Consider the following 15,035-nt stretch of genomic DNA (forward strand, 5'->3'; position numbering starts at 1 on the left):
ACACCCATTGTAACTTTATTGTTTGTATAATGGATGTAGAGAGGGCAATTCATATTTAGAAAGGATTTACTCATGAGCACTATAGAAAAGATTCAAACTTTTATTATTCTTTTTGCTGTTACATGCGGCATCGTACTCGGACAATTTCATTTGATACATATGTATTCAGAGCAATTTATTGTCCCCTTCTTATTTTTCATGCTGTATGGATTATTCCTCAGCATTCCATTGAAAGAAATAAAAAATGGATTCCGTAATTTAAAATTTGCTGGAACGAGCCTTACTATTAATTTTGTATGGACACCTATACTCGCTTGGGGATTAGGTGCACTATTTCTTTCAGATCATCCAGCACTTTGGGTTGGATTTATTATGTTAATGGTTACTCCATGTACAGACTGGTACTTAATCTTTACTGAAATAGCGAAAGGAAATGTAGCACTTTCTACTGCAATTTTGCCTGTAAATTTAATTTTGCAAGTACTACTCCTTCCCATTTATTTATTTTTATTCGCTGGTGTTATGAAGACTGTAGCGGTTTCTGTTTTAGTAGAAAGTATTGTTATCGTAATCGTCTTACCATTTGTACTTGCACACGCTACAAAATTCATTATGTATAAAATGAAACAAGCTGCAACACTCGAGAATAAACTCATTCCTTTTTTCAGCTCTGCCCAAATTGTATTTTTAAGTTTAGCAATAGTAGCGATGTTTGCATCACAAGGTAAATATTTACTACAAAATATGAATGTCGTTTTATTATTACTCATTCCTGTTCTATTGTTCTTCATCATTAATTTTGTACTCGGACAATTTATCGGGCGTATTATGCATTTATCTTATAAAGATACAGTAAGTCTAAACTTAACAACATTAGCAAGAAACTCACCTGTTGCACTTGCTATTGCTGTGACCGCTTTTCCAGACGAACCTCTTATCGCTCTCGCGTTAGTTATTGGGCCGTTGATTGAACTGCCAGTACTTGCTTGTGTTTCACAAGTGTTGTTGCTTATTAAGAGAAAACAGCGATATACATAAAAAAACGTCCTACTTTAGGACGTTTTTTTATTGTCGAGAAATTATAGAAGTAACGATAATTATCGGCTCTAAGGATTTTATACGTTATAGAAAATTAGCTTGTCGTTACATTAACAAAGCCTTTCTAATTAAACATTATAGGAAAAGTAAATATAACGAAAGCTGCCCAAAATCCGTAGATTGGCAAATACTTCGTAACGGCATCTTGGATAGCTGTTGGTCCTGATTTGTTTTGTAGAAAACGCATATAGGAAAACATAATCCAAATGAGATTTGCCCAAATCAGTATGTTTACGCCTAAAACAGCAAGTCTATTAGGTGTAATCCCGTAAGAAGAAAGTCTGAATACGATGGCTGACAAAGCGACAGTGTCTATAATAAGTGCCAGAACAATTAAGGCAAAATTTATATAATCTGAAATGCTCTTTTTCTCGTCTGAGTCACTCTCAACGATAGAAAATATAGTAACAGCCAATACACCAAGGAGTATTCCATTGAAGGCCATTAGAAAATTACGGTCCAAGAATGGATTTTTTCCACTCCATATAACTGTTATAAGATAGATCAGCAATGTAATCAGGACAAGCGGACTAAAAATTTTAGCTATATATGGTGTAATATTTTTAGCCAGTTTAAGGTTCATTGATACTAAGTATGTAGCCACAATAGCGAGAGCCGCAGCTCCAAATAAAACAACATTACTAAAATAGAATTCTCCTATATCCAAATCAACGAAGCTAAATAACTTCATGGTAAATACTGCTAGTATCATTCCGCTCACTGCCATGCTCGCGTAGAGAATACCATATTCTAAATTAAATTTAATATACGCTAATCTTGTACTTCCTTTTGAATATTCATTTCCTGTAAACGCAAGTCCCAATAAGACCCATAACAATATAGGAAGATGTAAATACGCAAGGATACTGCTGTCTTTATAATTTAATGGCAACGTATTAAGATACAACCCGGCAATTAGGAACAACGCTGCAAGAAAATAAATAATACTTTTTTTCGGAGTATTATTGTAAATAAAATAAGCAGCAATAAAGGGAATTACACCAAAAGCCAAGTTTATTGGAGCAATTGCTTCCTGCTCAACAAAGTGGAAAATGATTCTAGTGCTTAGCCCAGCTAGAATAGCTAACATGCCCATGAATAAGAAACCTTTTTGAAACAACGATACTTTTTCTTTATTTGCCGTCTCCTTGAAATGTAATCTTTCATCCCAAGCAGCTAGTATCTGAGAATCAGGGTTTTCATCCCATGCTTGTGAGAATAATTTTTTAAAAGCTTTTGGCTCTTTTCTATACATTCTCTCCAACTCATGAGGATTATCCATATTTTCAATAATCAAATTGTGATTGTTCATAGTTTTACCTCCTCTAATAAAAAACAGCGTTGTTACCTTTCTATAAAAAGCACCTCACTGATTTATCATGATATTGATTTTAATACAAAATTTATTGTTTTACAATAAATAATTATCAATTATTGAGATTTTTTTATTGTATATTTTATTTTAAATAAAAATAAATAGTACTACTTATTCAAAAAAATATCCTATAGAATAGACTTTTTTAAGTGTCTATTCTATAGGATACAGTTTAATTATCATGTTTTTTTATTTGTTGAAAACACTTAATTCTCAAACACAAAATTCATCTTATTATCTTTCCACTCTAACTTCGCATCAAACGTTTTCTCACCTTTTTTAAAGCCTTTAATTAAATCGGTCGTTTCACCTTTTAAGAGCTTTGTCATGTTCTTTTGCGAAATTGTTTTACTTAATATCTTCTTTGAAATGGTAAAATCACATTGTGTCGTGTTGTAATTAGAGCAACCGTAAAACGTTGACTTATCAATCACATCGCCATCACATTTTTTACAGCTTCCAACTTTTTTACCCGTTGTAAATTTCGATCCTTTTCGTTCAATCGATTCAACATGTAATCCAGTGAAATCCCACTTCTCAGACATTTCAACCGCATCTTCAATAATTTTAGCTGATAACTTTTTCGTCTGTTCCATAAATGTAGCTGGTGATGCTGTACCTTCACCAATTTCTGCAAGGCGCTGCTCCCATTTCGCTGTCATTTCTGGTGAAGCTAATATTTTATCACCGATTGCGGTAATTAATACTTTCCCTTTATCAGTTGCATATACTTGGTTCTTCTGCACATCTATATATTTACGGTCTTTCAGCATCGTAATAATACCTGCACGCGTTGCCTCTGTACCTAAACCTTCTGTTTTCTTTAATACTTTCTCCAGCTCTTCATTCTCTAAATACTTACCGGCCGTTTTCATTAACGTAATAAGTTGTCCTTCTGTATAACGCTTCGGCGGCTGTGTTTTTCCTTCTTTCACTTTCACCTTTACAACTTTTCCTTGTTCACCTTCTGCGACAATTGGAAGAATTGTTTCGTCATCTTTATCATCTTGGAAAATAACTTTACGCCAACCTTCTTGAATTTGCTGTTTTCCTTTTGAAATGAATTCAGCACGTTCGTCTACAAGAGTTGTAATCGTTGTGTAGTCAAAGATTGCTACTTCATAATGCGCCGCAATCAGTCTTCTTACGATCATATCGTAAATTTTCTTTTCATCACCTGATAGTTTACTTGGATTTGTAACTTGCTCTGTCGGTATAATTGCGTAGTGATCTGTAACTTTTTTTTCATTCACATAACGCTTATTATTCATAATTGATTCAATTGGTGCTGGCAATAAACCTTTATATTCATCAAATTGACTTAACTTCTGTAAAATATCAGGGAACGTCGCTGCTTCTCCTTGTGTAACATAGTTAGAATCCGAACGCGGATAAGAAACTATCCCTTTTTGATATAGTGCTTGTGTTATATCAAGCGTCTTTTTCGGTGAAAATTTAAAAGCTTTATTAGCTGTCGCTTGCAGTGCTGATAAATTAAATAAAAACGGCGGCTGAAACTCTTTACGCTCCGTTTTCATTTCTTTTACTACAGCCGGTTTACCTTGGCAAAATGCTGCAATTTTATTTGCCATATCAGGGTCTTTTAAGCGGGATTCACTATCCTTCTCCCATTTCCCCTCATACTTCTTTCCTTCTATATTAAAGGTTGCGAACACTTCCCAAAACGGCTCAGACTTAAAGTTCTCTATTTCTTTTTCACGCTTTACAATTAATGCGAGTGTCGGTGTTTGTACTCGGCCAGCGGAAAATACATCGTTCATTCCTTTTTTCTTTAGCAAAATACTAAAGACACGCGATGCATTCATACCAACGACCCAGTCCGCACATGACCTTGTATACGCCTCATAGTACGTATTAATTGTATCTGCTTCATCTAGTAAATTTTTAAACCCTTGATAAATAGCTTGTTTCGTTAAAGATGAAATCCAAAGACGCTTCATCGGCTTTTGTACGTTACAAAGATTAATAATGTTTCGTACGATTAATTCCCCTTCACGCCCAGCATCGCCCGCGTGAATAATTTCTGTTACCCCCGGATTATGTAACAGCTGTTTCACAACGTTAAACTGTTTATACTTCGACTTTGTTACTTCAAATTGAAAACGCTCTGGAATCATCGGTAACGTATTAAGTGACCATTTTTTCCACTCTGCGTGATAGTGCTCTGGATTACATAACTGCGTCAAATGACCAATTGCCCATGTACAGTACGCTCCATTTGGAAATAACTCATTCGCTTCTACTTCTAAATATCCATCTTTCCGGCGATATTTAAATTGTGAAACAAGAGCCAAACCTTGATCTGGTTTCTCGGCAATAATTAATTTCATTTTATAACTCCCTATCCGTATTCCAGTGTTACTTTCATTGTCTATCTGTTTAGAGGCGATGATAAAACAACAATCTTATTTATCATTCGCGGTTTGTCTCGCAAATGGGAGACCTATAATATTATACGCTTATTCTTTATGGCTTCACAATAGAAACTCTTCATTTAACTCTTACATTCGCATGCTCATAATTAAAAAGACGTCCCAAAAAATCAGAAGCCTTCTTGCTTACATTTATGAAATTGTGCAGATAATATGCAGATATAAATAAGCATAAGTACTCTCCATATGAACATATGATGAAATGAATAATAGGACAGGGAGGTATCATAATGTTCGCTTACACATTAACCGCCTTAACACTTTGTTGTATCTCGATTCTTATTACATCATATATATCTAAATGCAAGGGTACCCTAATGGAGTATATGGTATTTATTATGTCTTTTAGTATGAGTACGGGTTTAAGTATCGGTTTTTATTTAGGTATTCTTTTTAAAGGTGAATTACTATATTCTACTTTGCTTGCGATTTTGATTAGTAGTTGTATCGGTTTTTTAGTAGGTCTACGGTTTCACCTATTTACTGCTTTAGAAGGAATGTTCTCTGGATTAATGGCAAGTATGATGGGAGCAATGATTACAGAAATGTTAAACGCTCAACAAGCTCATAGTATACTGTTTATTAGTCTTTTACTTACGATAACAATAACTATGTCATGTATGATTCAACTTTTATCAGAAACTTTTTCTACTTTTATTCAACGGCGTTTTTTGTTATTACTATTAATTAGTGTGGTAATTATCGTTGCCATATTCGTGACATTCCCAGATCATACTCCCCCACCTTCGTCCGGACATGATCAACATATACATTGACTCTTGCACCGAAAATGAATAAGCAGCTATCCATAGGATAACTGCTTCATTTTATTCTGGCTTATTAGGAATGTTTGGGTTGGGAGTATAGTCAGATTTATAATCCGTATATTTCAATTCTGTTACCATCCCCGCGGAAGCATGGTGTAAATCATGACAGTGGAACATCCAATCACCCGGATTGTCTGCTACAAAGGCTACTTCATATTCTTCTCCTGGTTTTAAGTTCAATGTATCTTTCACAATTAGAGAACCTTCTATCGGTTTTCCATCTTTACTCAACACCTGGAAGAAGTGACCATGTAAATGCATTGGATGATCGTCCATTTTAGAACGATTTACTAATTTTACTTTTACTAAATCACCCTTTTTTACTGGAATCGGGTCAATGTCCGGAAATACCTTTCCGTTAATTGTATATACCATTTCATTTCCATTCATTTGCGTATTCAAGTCCATATTATATGTGGCAGTATACTGATGCTCTAACGTGAAACTACCTAATTTTTTAGCACCATATTTCGTCATATCTAATTTCGGTAATTTTTCTTTTTCGTTTGCTTTATCTTTCATCTCTTTGCTGCCATCATATTCAATAACAGCTTTCATTCCTTTTGCACCTTTATTTGCTGAGTGGTCTTCAACATACCATTTTCCAGTATTATTAGCAGTAAATTCAATATCATAACGTTCACCCGGTGCGATTGAAATTACTTTATCCTTTATAAATTTTGGATCGTTAATTGGTTGACCATCTGTCGCAATTACTTTTATATCATGACCGTGAACATGTATATCATGTGATAGATAACCAGCATTAACGAGTCGAAGACGAACTTTATCTCCTTTATTCACTTTTAATGGTTCTACTAAATCCCCGCTTTTACCATTGATTGTGAATAAGTCATACATACTCATATCATGACCTTCCATCTTCATATTTCCATGGTCCATTCCTGCCATATTACTAGAATCTTTTTTATCACTGCCCATGTCCATACCGGAATGATCCATACCGTTCTTATCATCATTCTTTTTCTTATTTTCATTTTCCTTAGATTTATTACCTTTTTGCCCTTTTGTCATTTCTTTTAACTGATTATTAATCTCTTCTTTATCTGTTATCCATTCATCTAACATTAAAGTGTAATCTTTATCATATTTTTCCTTTGTATCTTCTACAATGAGCGCTCCATATAAACCTCTATCTAATTGATTTACAGAATCTTGATGTGAATGATACCAATACGTTCCTGGTACGTTCGCCTCAAATTCATAGGTGAAACTTTTTCCAGATTCAACCGCATCTTGCGTAACGCCTGGAATTCCATCCATATTATTTGGGACAGGATATCCATGCCAATGAATAGATAATGGTGCAGATAATTCATTTTTCAATGTTACTTTCACCTTTTCGCCTTTTTTCACCCGAATTTCTGGACCAGGAGATGAGCCATTAAATGTCCAGACTGGAACAATAACACCGTTACTTAATTTTTGCTTTTCTTCTTTCGCTATTAAAGTCACTTCTGATCCTTTTTCAACTTTCAATGGTCTTGTAGCCGTTTCAGTCTGTAGTGTTTTTTTATCATTCATATTTTTATGATTGTTTGTTGTATTTGTGGTCGCGGAACATGCAGCAATTAAGGATATGACAGAGACTGTAACTGCTGTTAATACAAATCGCTTCATGGAAAATCCCTCCTTTTTCTTTTTCAAAATCATTATAAAAAATGATTTTCAAGAAAATATGGAGATGTGCAATGGATCAAATAAAAAGACGCCCAAAATTGAGCGCCTCTTCTAATGATTATTTCGTAACAACTTCATCTTCTTTTACATTCACATTATTTTCTCTCATAAACGCTTCAATCTCTTCAACTTCTCTAAGAATATCTTTTGACAAGTTTTCATGTCCGTCTTTCGTTACAAGAATATCATCTTCAATACGAATTCCAATTGATTCTTCTTCAATATAAAGACCAGGTTCAATTGTTATTACCATACCTTCTTCTAACACTCTATCTTTATATGTTCCTACATCATGCGTATCTAAACCAAGGAAATGGCTAACACCATGATAATAGTATTTTGATAACTCTTCGTCTTCTTGAATTAAGCCAATTTCTTTACACTCTTCTGCTAGTACCTTTTTTGTATGCTCATTTAATGCAGCAAACTTTACTCCTGGCTTAATGAGTTCCGTTGTTTCTTTCAATGCTTTTAATACAATATTATACATTTGTTTTTGGCGACTAGAGAATGTTCCATTTGCCGGGAATGTATAACTAATATCAGCGTTATAGTAGTCTTTTTGAGCGCCTAAATCTAGCAGTACTAAATCACCATTTTGAATTTGTGCATCATTGTCTTCATAATGAAGAACTGTAGCATTTTTTCCACTTGCCAAAATTGTATTGAACGCATGATGCTTAATGCCAGATGATCTCAGTGTGAAATCAAACTGAGCTTCTAATTCATACTCCATCATGTCAGCTTTTGCATGCTTAAGTACGTTGTAAATGCCCTCTTTCGTTACAGCAATCGCTTCTTTAATAATTTCAACTTCTTCTTCTGTTTTAAACACTCGTAATTCACAAATATTCGGATATACATTACCAATTAAAACGTGTGGATACTGTTCTCTTACATGTTTAGCAAATGCTAACGTTTTTGTTTTTGTCTCCGTTCCATTCCACTCACGACGCTCTAAATCTAAATATAGATGCTTCACATTTTCTGTAAAAAGTATATTTGACATTGTCTTTTCAAAGCTATCTAAATATACAACTTTCTTTATACCTGAAATTTGCTCTGCTTCTTCGTTAGACACTGTTTTGCCGACCCATTTTTCCATTACTGGATCCGATTTTTCAATGAACAGAGTTTCTTCTACACTATCTCCAAACTTCTTCAACATGAAAATAACATTTGGTTCATCGATTCCTGTTACATAGTAAAAATTTCGATTCGGCACAAATTTATAATGTGCATCCGCTGACATATGAGGTGCTTGTCCAGCAAATAAAATAGTAATAGATTCGTCTGGTAATGTGTTTACTAATCGTTCTCTATTTTGAGCAAAAAATGTTGATTTCATAATAATCCCCCTAGCGTTCTATGTATACTGGTAAATCTAATTACCCAATACAATTCATTCTATTATTGTTATAATTTTTCGTCAATTAATAGTACTCATAGAGAAAGGAAATTTTTCATTACTAGGGCCCCTTACATTCGAAATTATGCATACCACTCCACAATTTCTTGACATTTACTCCATATACTTAAAACCTGATATATAGGAAAGGAGCCTACAAATTTGAAACAGTATGTAGCAACAGGGTTAGCAATTACTTCTTTATTATTAATTTCAGGATGTTCTAGCAACGCCGAATCAGCACAAGTGAAGAAAGACACGGTGCAATCTCAACCAAAACATATAGAAACAGCAAATACAATTCCGCAAAACTTCTATAAGGAAACTACATCTGGAAAAATCGAGCACATTCACGGAATTGGCTATGCAGGAAATATGCCTGGGGTTTCTATCGCCACTCATAGCGGGATAAAAGTTTATCAAAATGGAAAATGGCTTGAAACTAAGACTGAGCTACATGATTATATGGGATTTCAGGCAACGAAGAACGGATTCTTTGCCAGCGGTCATCCTGCACCAGGCGCAAATTTAAAAAATCCTTTAGGGTTAATGAAAAGTTCTGATGGCGGTAATATCCTTGAAAAGCTAGCTTTTTATGGAGAATCTGATTTTCATAACCTTGCTGTCGGATATAATACAGAAGCAATTTATTTATACAATGAGCGTCCAAATTCTAAATTACAACAAGGTTTTTATTTCAGTACGAACAACGGACAAGATTGGAAAAATAGTAAGTTAAAAGGGCTTTCAAGTACGATTCATTCCTTTTCCGTACATCCGGACCAACCTAGTGTAGTCGCGGTAAGTGCTAAAGACGGTGTTTATTTATCTACAGATTACGGAAATACATTTGAACTATTCTCTACATCTCTTGAATCGACAGCCATTACATTAAGTAAAGAAGATGTTATTTACGCCCCTATCAATAAGCAAATCTTAACGAAAAAATCAATTGCTACAAATGAAGAAACAAACATACAAACTCCATCTTTAGATTCTAAAGATGCAATTATGTACATATCACAAAACCCTCAAAATTCAGCTGAAATAGTATTTGCTACAACGAAAGCTAATGTGTTCCTTTCTACAGATGAGGGTAAAACGTGGAAACAGATTACGAAAGAGGGAACATTCCAATTTAATTAGAAAGGTGAATATAACTTGTTTTCAACAATTAGTGAATGGAGCTATCAACTCATGTCTCCTTTAATGAATGTCGCGAATGCTACGAAATCAATTCCTCTTTTATTTGCGTTTTTATTAGGCATTGTAGGTACCCTTTCTCCTTGCCAATTAACAGGAAACATTAGCGCTACTACACTTTATGGCAATCAATCTTTACAAAAGGGACATGCATGGAAACATATATTGTTATTCATTTTAGGAAAAATAATAGCTTTTACAACGCTTGGACTATTCGTATGGTTTTTAGGAAAAGAGATTCAGCAAATATTAACTTTGTATTTCCCATGGTTACGAAAAATAATTGGACCTTTATTAATTTTAATGGGGCTAATGTTGGCAGGTATTATAAAGAGCAGAAATTTCTTCTCGATCAAATTTATAAGAAAACAAAATGAAGTTGGCTCATTTTTACTTGGATTCTTCTTTTCCTTAGCTTTCTGTCCGACTATGTTCGTTCTATTTTTCGGAACGTTAATCCCTTTATCTTTCTCATATAATTATGGTTACTTGTTTCCGACATTCTTTTCGATAGGAACCGCTCTCCCTATCGTTATATTACTGTTCATCATCTCCTACCTTGGATTGAATGGGGCACTACTTAAAAAGAGTCGAAAAATAGGAAAAAACATTCAAAGTATAACTGGTGTTCTCCTTATTTTAATCGGAATTTATGATACTGCTCTATATTGGTAATACATACAAAAGGTAAGCTTCAGTGAAATGAGCTTACCTTTTGTATCATTTTTTCTTTTGTTGTAGTTGATTTAGTAAATTTTTAATAAATGCTAGAAACAGCGGATCATTCTCTTTTTTAGGTGACCATTGCATAATTAGTTGCCTTGGAATTTTAATTTCTATCGGTTGCACGATGAAGTCATGAATAATTTGCTTATGTAGTCCTGATACTGGAACAATTGTTATACCGTTAACTTGTAAAGCAAGTGCTAATGCTGAACTAATTGTTTCTGATTCCATCACTTTATTAACTACTATTTCATTTTTCATCAAATATGGTTCAAGCACTTCTTTGCAACCAGAAAGCGGCATAATAAAAGGATAATTTTTCAATTCTTTACTAGTAAGGTTAGGTGGAACAGACTTTGAAGAAACTATAACATACGGATCTTCACCAATGACATCATAATGAAATCCTGGAATTAAGTTTTCTTTTATAGAAATAGAAAAATCTGCACTTCCAGAAGACAACCAATCTAACACTTCTTGATAACTTCCCTCTCGAACTGCAAGTACATACTGACTTTGATCAAAATTACCTAATTCGATACACTCTGCCAAACAATATACAGTAACGGAAGGATATGTAGCTAGTACAATCTTATACAAGCTTTTATTTTTCAATTGTAAAGCTGTTTCTTCAAGATTTTCATACTCCATTAGAAGTCGATCTACACAAACTAAAAATTCTTTTCCATTTTCAGTTAAAACTGTTCCTTGTCTAGATCGATCGAATAAAGTTAACGCATATCTCTTCTCTAATTTGTTAATGATATGCGTTATAGCAGGCTGTGTCATATGTAATTCTTTCGCCGTTAAACTAATACTGTTCAAACGCGCCACATATTTAAAAACTTCAAAATCAAAAACGTTCATGCTGTTCTCCTTATATAAAAGATATTTATATCATCTATAAATAACCTTCATTATATTTATCAAACTACTTCATATACACTAATTATACATCATCAATATTACGAAAAAATAAAGCATATAAACATTAGAGGAGTGTTGATTAAATGAGTACTTACGTTTTAGTACATGGAGCATGGCAAGGTGAATGGGCCTGGGAATTAGTAAAACCTCAACTAGAGGCTTTCGGACATACAGTTGTTACACTAGACTTACCTGGAAGTGGTAAAGATATGACTCCCTCCCAAAATGTAACGTTAGATTCCTATGTTACTGCAGTATCTGATGCTATAAAACAACAAAATGAAAAGGTCATTCTTGTTGGACATAGTATGGGTGGAATTGTAATTACTCAAACTGCTGAACTTATACCAAATAAAATCGATAAATTAGTATATCTTTGTGCATTCTTACCTCAAAACGGAGAAAGCCTTGGCAGTAAGTTAGATGGTGAATCTGGTCCACAATTTTCAATAAATGAGAACGACATGACAGCTGAACTTATACCAAATCTAATTGAACAAACATTTTTAAATGTTACCGAAAATGAAGAAATTAAAGAAGCTTCTTTCAAAAAAATGCGCCCTCAGCCACTAGGACCGTTTCAACAAGAGCTAAAAATTTCTGAAGAAAACTTCGGAACTATAGATCGCATTTATATTGAAACAACTCTAGATAGAGCGATTCCAATTGATTTTCAGCACCGAATGAATACAGAAACTCCATGCTCGAAGATCATTACTTTAGAAGCAGATCATTCACCATTCTTTTCTAAAACAACAGAACTTGTTGATTGCTTAAATGAATTAAAAAACTAAATGTCATACAATATAAATAGACACCCTCAGGGTGTCTATTTATATTGACTTTTCTTCCACTACATTTGCATTCCCTTTTGCTTCAACTCCCACTTTTTATACAGTAATACTGCGCCAAATAAGAATAGCCCTGCAATGAACGAAGCTACTGGTAACATCTTTATCATTTCATCAGGAAATACGAGCGGAAGTAATGGGAATGCATACGCTGCTGGAATACGTACTCCAACGATTTTTAATAAAATTAGCATTAATATCATATTGAATAAAGTGACTACAATCCATGAATCAATTGCAAAATACAATAAAGTTCCAACAGTTGCTGATGTAGTTAATACTAATATTTGTTTAAATGCCATTTTTTCATTGTACATCGGTTTTTGAAGTGATTCATACACAACGACTAGAATTGGCGGAATAACCGCTAATTGTTCATAACCAGTTATCCAACATAAACTGATCCACACGAAATTTAGTATTAGAAATACAGTCATATATTTATACTGTATATTCACTTTTCGCTCAATACCGTTGTTCAATTTAAATATAAGAACACCAACCATTAAAATAAATGTTAAAGCGCAAACTGCGATAACAAAGGACCATTCCGTCGCATTTGTTACTAATGGTAATAAACCTGTCGCAATAGATGGTGCTAAATTGGATTGAATAACACGTAAAAACAGCATCATGAATACAAGCGTTAAGCTTACTTTCCCTAAATAGGCTATATCCATTTGATTCACCATAAAGCCAATCACTGCTGTTATTGACGGTGCAATAAAGATTTTTTCTGGTTGTCTTAACCATCCTGGCTCACGATACGCCCATAAAGCAACTGCCATTGCTGCTATTTCCGGCAAAATGACTTCTGGATCATTTAATAACACACCTGCTGTTACCATAGCTAAAATAAATAAAATAGCAATCGTATATGAGATGATTGTTTCTTTCTTTGAAATTACTGCATTCATTATTACATACTCCTTTTTGCTTATTACTTTCATAATGAAAAACAACATCTTTATATACCCTACTAAGGTATTGTATATTAACATCTTTTCTATTTCAAGTATTTGTAGTTTTTTTCATTTTTTATCACCCCATACACTTACAAAACAAGGAATATTTATAAGCATTGACACTTATTAAAAGATACGTTACAATAACTATACATTAGTAAGTAACTAATGTAATTAAACTTAACTAGAGGTGAAACAAATGAAAAATATTTTATTCCGTATTAACGAATTATCAAAAAAAGAAAAAACATCTGGATTAACAGTTGATGAAAAACAAGAGCAACAAATGCTGCGTCAAAACTATACAAAAACATTTCGTGGAAGCCTAGATTCCATTTTATTAAACACAAAAATTGTTGATCAGCATGGTCTTAACGTTACACCAGCCGCATTACAAGATGCTCAAATACGTTTAAAATTAAGCAAATGAAATCAAAGCTAAAAAAACAATCGTATAAAACATAAAAAGAGCCGGAATTCCTATTTAGAAATTCCAGCTCTTTTTATTGTCTTTTCTAATTTAGTAAACGAGCGATACATCGCAATTCTCCACGATACAATCATTGCAAATGCAAGTAAGAAAAACATTCCGCTTAACTCTGCTAAATCAATTGATTGACTTAAATACGATTTTAACGCTACTCGTACAGCCAATAAGCCTACTAAAATAACTATGAATGCTTTTGACGGTTTCATATATATATGTTCGTTTCTTATTTCAAACTTAGTTGTTTTAATAAGAAATATAGAGAAAATAAGTCCTATACTAATCGCCTCTACTATTTCTAACGATGTTAATCGAAACTCCGGTAAGAAGTACATCATTGCACCAGTACTCATAAAAATTGGCGGTAATATAATTTTCTTTTTCGTTACCGGTTTTTTCGCTGCTTTAAAGCGAAGAAACATGATACCAACAGCCATACAAACTGCTACAATACTTGATAAAAGTGCTATCATACTATCCACTCCTATCTATTTAAAAGACTTTTTAAGCAAAATCATAAACCAAACGATCCCGATACTTATAATAACATGACCTAATCCAGCCATATGGCTTAAACCATTAAAGTCAGTTCCATTTACTTGTAGAAGCCCTCTCCATAGCATTGTAGCGACAGTAAAAATTACTCCTACATTATAAACAACAAACCATGCATGAAAACTCTTTGTTTCATGGACATGAAATACTTTACATAAAGCTAAAGCAATTAAAAAGAAGACGAAGCCGAGCACTAATACGTGTGTATGCACTAATTGCAACATTGTGGATCCTTTAATTCCTTGTGCTTTCGAATACTCTCTTGCAAATACTCCTGATAATAAACCGATAATTAAGTAAATGAATGCTGCATTATATAATTTCTTCATTTTATTCCCCCTGTTGTAAACTTTCCATATTCGCTGAAATCATTTTACGGAAAGTTTATGAACGGAATATGAACAAAATATTACATTCTATTATTGAAAATAAAAAAGGCCATTCCACAACTATTAATTG

14 protein-coding genes are annotated in these 15,035 nt (G+C 33.6%); 6 read left to right on the top strand and 8 right to left on the bottom strand.

Annotated features, from left to right (window positions below; all coding sequences use genetic code 11):
• The first annotated feature begins 72 nt into the window (after nucleotides 1-72).
• On the top strand, nucleotides 73-1,038 hold the full coding sequence (locus MKO96_RS05370) for an arsenic resistance protein (RefSeq protein WP_240586913.1): 966 nt from the start codon (nucleotides 73-75) through the stop codon (nucleotides 1,036-1,038).
• Nucleotides 1,039-1,162: 124 nt separating this feature from the next.
• On the opposite strand, the gene MKO96_RS05375 is transcribed toward MKO96_RS05370, so the two are convergent.
• Nucleotides 1,163-2,410, bottom strand: a complete 1,248-nt coding sequence (locus MKO96_RS05375; RefSeq protein WP_240586914.1) for a DUF4153 domain-containing protein — start codon at nucleotides 2,408-2,410, stop codon at nucleotides 1,163-1,165.
• Nucleotides 2,411-2,679: 269 nt separating this feature from the next.
• The gene (topB, locus tag MKO96_RS05380; protein ID WP_240586915.1) at nucleotides 2,680-4,824 is read right to left on the bottom strand and encodes a DNA topoisomerase III; all 2,145 of its coding nucleotides are present in this window, start codon (nucleotides 4,822-4,824) and stop codon (nucleotides 2,680-2,682) included.
• Nucleotides 4,825-5,156: 332 nt separating this feature from the next.
• On the opposite strand from topB, the gene MKO96_RS05385 reads away from it, so the two are divergent.
• Nucleotides 5,157-5,702, top strand: a complete 546-nt coding sequence (locus MKO96_RS05385; protein ID WP_240586916.1) for a hypothetical protein — start codon at nucleotides 5,157-5,159, stop codon at nucleotides 5,700-5,702.
• A gap of 51 nt (nucleotides 5,703-5,753) precedes the next feature.
• Here the strand turns inward: MKO96_RS05385 and MKO96_RS05390 are convergent, their stop codons facing one another.
• Together MKO96_RS05390 and MKO96_RS05395 are read right to left on the bottom strand one after the other, a co-directional pair.
• A complete protein-coding gene (locus MKO96_RS05390; RefSeq protein ID WP_240586917.1) occupies nucleotides 5,754-7,394 on the bottom strand; it encodes a multicopper oxidase family protein in 1,641 nt (546 codons plus the stop codon).
• A 118-nt stretch (nucleotides 7,395-7,512) separates the two neighbouring features.
• A complete protein-coding gene (locus tag MKO96_RS05395) occupies nucleotides 7,513-8,802 on the bottom strand; it encodes an aminopeptidase P family protein (RefSeq protein ID WP_240586918.1) in 1,290 nt (429 codons plus the stop codon).
• Nucleotides 8,803-9,024: 222 nt separating this feature from the next.
• Here MKO96_RS05395 and MKO96_RS05400 point away from each other — a divergent pair, with 222 nt between their 5' ends.
• Both MKO96_RS05400 and MKO96_RS05405 read left to right on the top strand, forming a co-directional pair.
• Complete coding sequence (locus tag MKO96_RS05400) at nucleotides 9,025-10,008, top strand: F510_1955 family glycosylhydrolase (protein ID WP_240586919.1); 984 nt, start codon at nucleotides 9,025-9,027, stop codon at nucleotides 10,006-10,008.
• A 15-nt stretch (nucleotides 10,009-10,023) separates the two neighbouring features.
• Nucleotides 10,024-10,740 carry an urease accessory protein UreH domain-containing protein gene (locus MKO96_RS05405; RefSeq protein WP_240586920.1) on the top strand — a complete coding sequence of 239 codons (717 nt, stop codon included), beginning with the start codon at nucleotides 10,024-10,026 and terminating at the stop codon, nucleotides 10,738-10,740.
• 45 nt (nucleotides 10,741-10,785) lie between these two features.
• On the opposite strand, the gene MKO96_RS05410 is transcribed toward MKO96_RS05405, so the two are convergent.
• Nucleotides 10,786-11,658, bottom strand: a complete 873-nt coding sequence (locus MKO96_RS05410; protein WP_016088357.1) for a LysR family transcriptional regulator — start codon at nucleotides 11,656-11,658, stop codon at nucleotides 10,786-10,788.
• Between the two features lie 143 nt (nucleotides 11,659-11,801).
• On the opposite strand from MKO96_RS05410, the gene MKO96_RS05415 reads away from it, so the two are divergent.
• Nucleotides 11,802-12,512 carry an alpha/beta fold hydrolase gene (locus MKO96_RS05415; RefSeq protein ID WP_097916019.1) on the top strand — a complete coding sequence of 237 codons (711 nt, stop codon included), beginning with the start codon at nucleotides 11,802-11,804 and terminating at the stop codon, nucleotides 12,510-12,512.
• 59 nt (nucleotides 12,513-12,571) lie between these two features.
• Here MKO96_RS05415 and MKO96_RS05420 read toward each other — a convergent pair whose 3' ends face one another.
• Nucleotides 12,572-13,486: a hypothetical protein gene (locus MKO96_RS05420; protein WP_240586921.1), complete on the bottom strand. Its 915-nt coding sequence runs from the start codon at nucleotides 13,484-13,486 to the stop codon at nucleotides 12,572-12,574.
• Nucleotides 13,487-13,733: 247 nt separating this feature from the next.
• Between MKO96_RS05420 and MKO96_RS05425 the strand changes: the two genes are divergently transcribed.
• The gene (locus MKO96_RS05425) at nucleotides 13,734-13,964 is read left to right on the top strand and encodes a DUF896 domain-containing protein (protein ID WP_046955048.1); all 231 of its coding nucleotides are present in this window, start codon (nucleotides 13,734-13,736) and stop codon (nucleotides 13,962-13,964) included.
• Nucleotides 13,965-14,014: 50 nt separating this feature from the next.
• Here MKO96_RS05425 and MKO96_RS05430 read toward each other — a convergent pair whose 3' ends face one another.
• Together MKO96_RS05430 and MKO96_RS05435 are read right to left on the bottom strand one after the other, a co-directional pair.
• A complete protein-coding gene (locus MKO96_RS05430; RefSeq protein ID WP_016088359.1) occupies nucleotides 14,015-14,494 on the bottom strand; it encodes a CcdC family protein in 480 nt (159 codons plus the stop codon).
• 15 nt (nucleotides 14,495-14,509) lie between these two features.
• A complete protein-coding gene (locus MKO96_RS05435) occupies nucleotides 14,510-14,905 on the bottom strand; it encodes a DUF2871 domain-containing protein (protein ID WP_240586922.1) in 396 nt (131 codons plus the stop codon).
• Between the last annotated feature and the right edge of the window lie 130 nt (nucleotides 14,906-15,035).

Origin of the sequence: Bacillus sp. ES1-5 (genome assembly GCF_022487605.1) — a bacterium.
GTDB lineage: Bacteria > Bacillota > Bacilli > Bacillales > Bacillaceae_G > Bacillus_A > Bacillus_A wiedmannii.

Bases quoted from the DNA above. Each gene is read 5' to 3' on its own strand.
- MKO96_RS05370 (WP_240586913.1), top strand. From the start codon at position 73: ATGAGCACTATAGAAAAGATTCAAACTTTTATTATTCTTTTTGCTGTT.
- MKO96_RS05375 (WP_240586914.1), bottom strand. From the start codon at position 2,410: ATGAACAATCACAATTTGATTATTGAAAATATGGATAATCCTCATGAG.
- topB (WP_240586915.1), bottom strand. From the start codon at position 4,824: ATGAAATTAATTATTGCCGAGAAACCAGATCAAGGTTTGGCTCTTGTT.
- MKO96_RS05385 (WP_240586916.1), top strand. From the start codon at position 5,157: ATGTTCGCTTACACATTAACCGCCTTAACACTTTGTTGTATCTCGATT.
- MKO96_RS05390 (WP_240586917.1), bottom strand. From the start codon at position 7,394: ATGAAGCGATTTGTATTAACAGCAGTTACAGTCTCTGTCATATCCTTA.
- MKO96_RS05395 (WP_240586918.1), bottom strand. From the start codon at position 8,802: ATGAAATCAACATTTTTTGCTCAAAATAGAGAACGATTAGTAAACACA.
- MKO96_RS05410 (WP_016088357.1), bottom strand. From the start codon at position 11,658: ATGAACGTTTTTGATTTTGAAGTTTTTAAATATGTGGCGCGTTTGAAC.
- MKO96_RS05415 (WP_097916019.1), top strand. From the start codon at position 11,802: ATGAGTACTTACGTTTTAGTACATGGAGCATGGCAAGGTGAATGGGCC.
- MKO96_RS05420 (WP_240586921.1), bottom strand. From the start codon at position 13,486: ATGAATGCAGTAATTTCAAAGAAAGAAACAATCATCTCATATACGATT.
- MKO96_RS05425 (WP_046955048.1), top strand. From the start codon at position 13,734: ATGAAAAATATTTTATTCCGTATTAACGAATTATCAAAAAAAGAAAAA.
- MKO96_RS05430 (WP_016088359.1), bottom strand. From the start codon at position 14,494: ATGATAGCACTTTTATCAAGTATTGTAGCAGTTTGTATGGCTGTTGGT.
- MKO96_RS05435 (WP_240586922.1), bottom strand. From the start codon at position 14,905: ATGAAGAAATTATATAATGCAGCATTCATTTACTTAATTATCGGTTTA.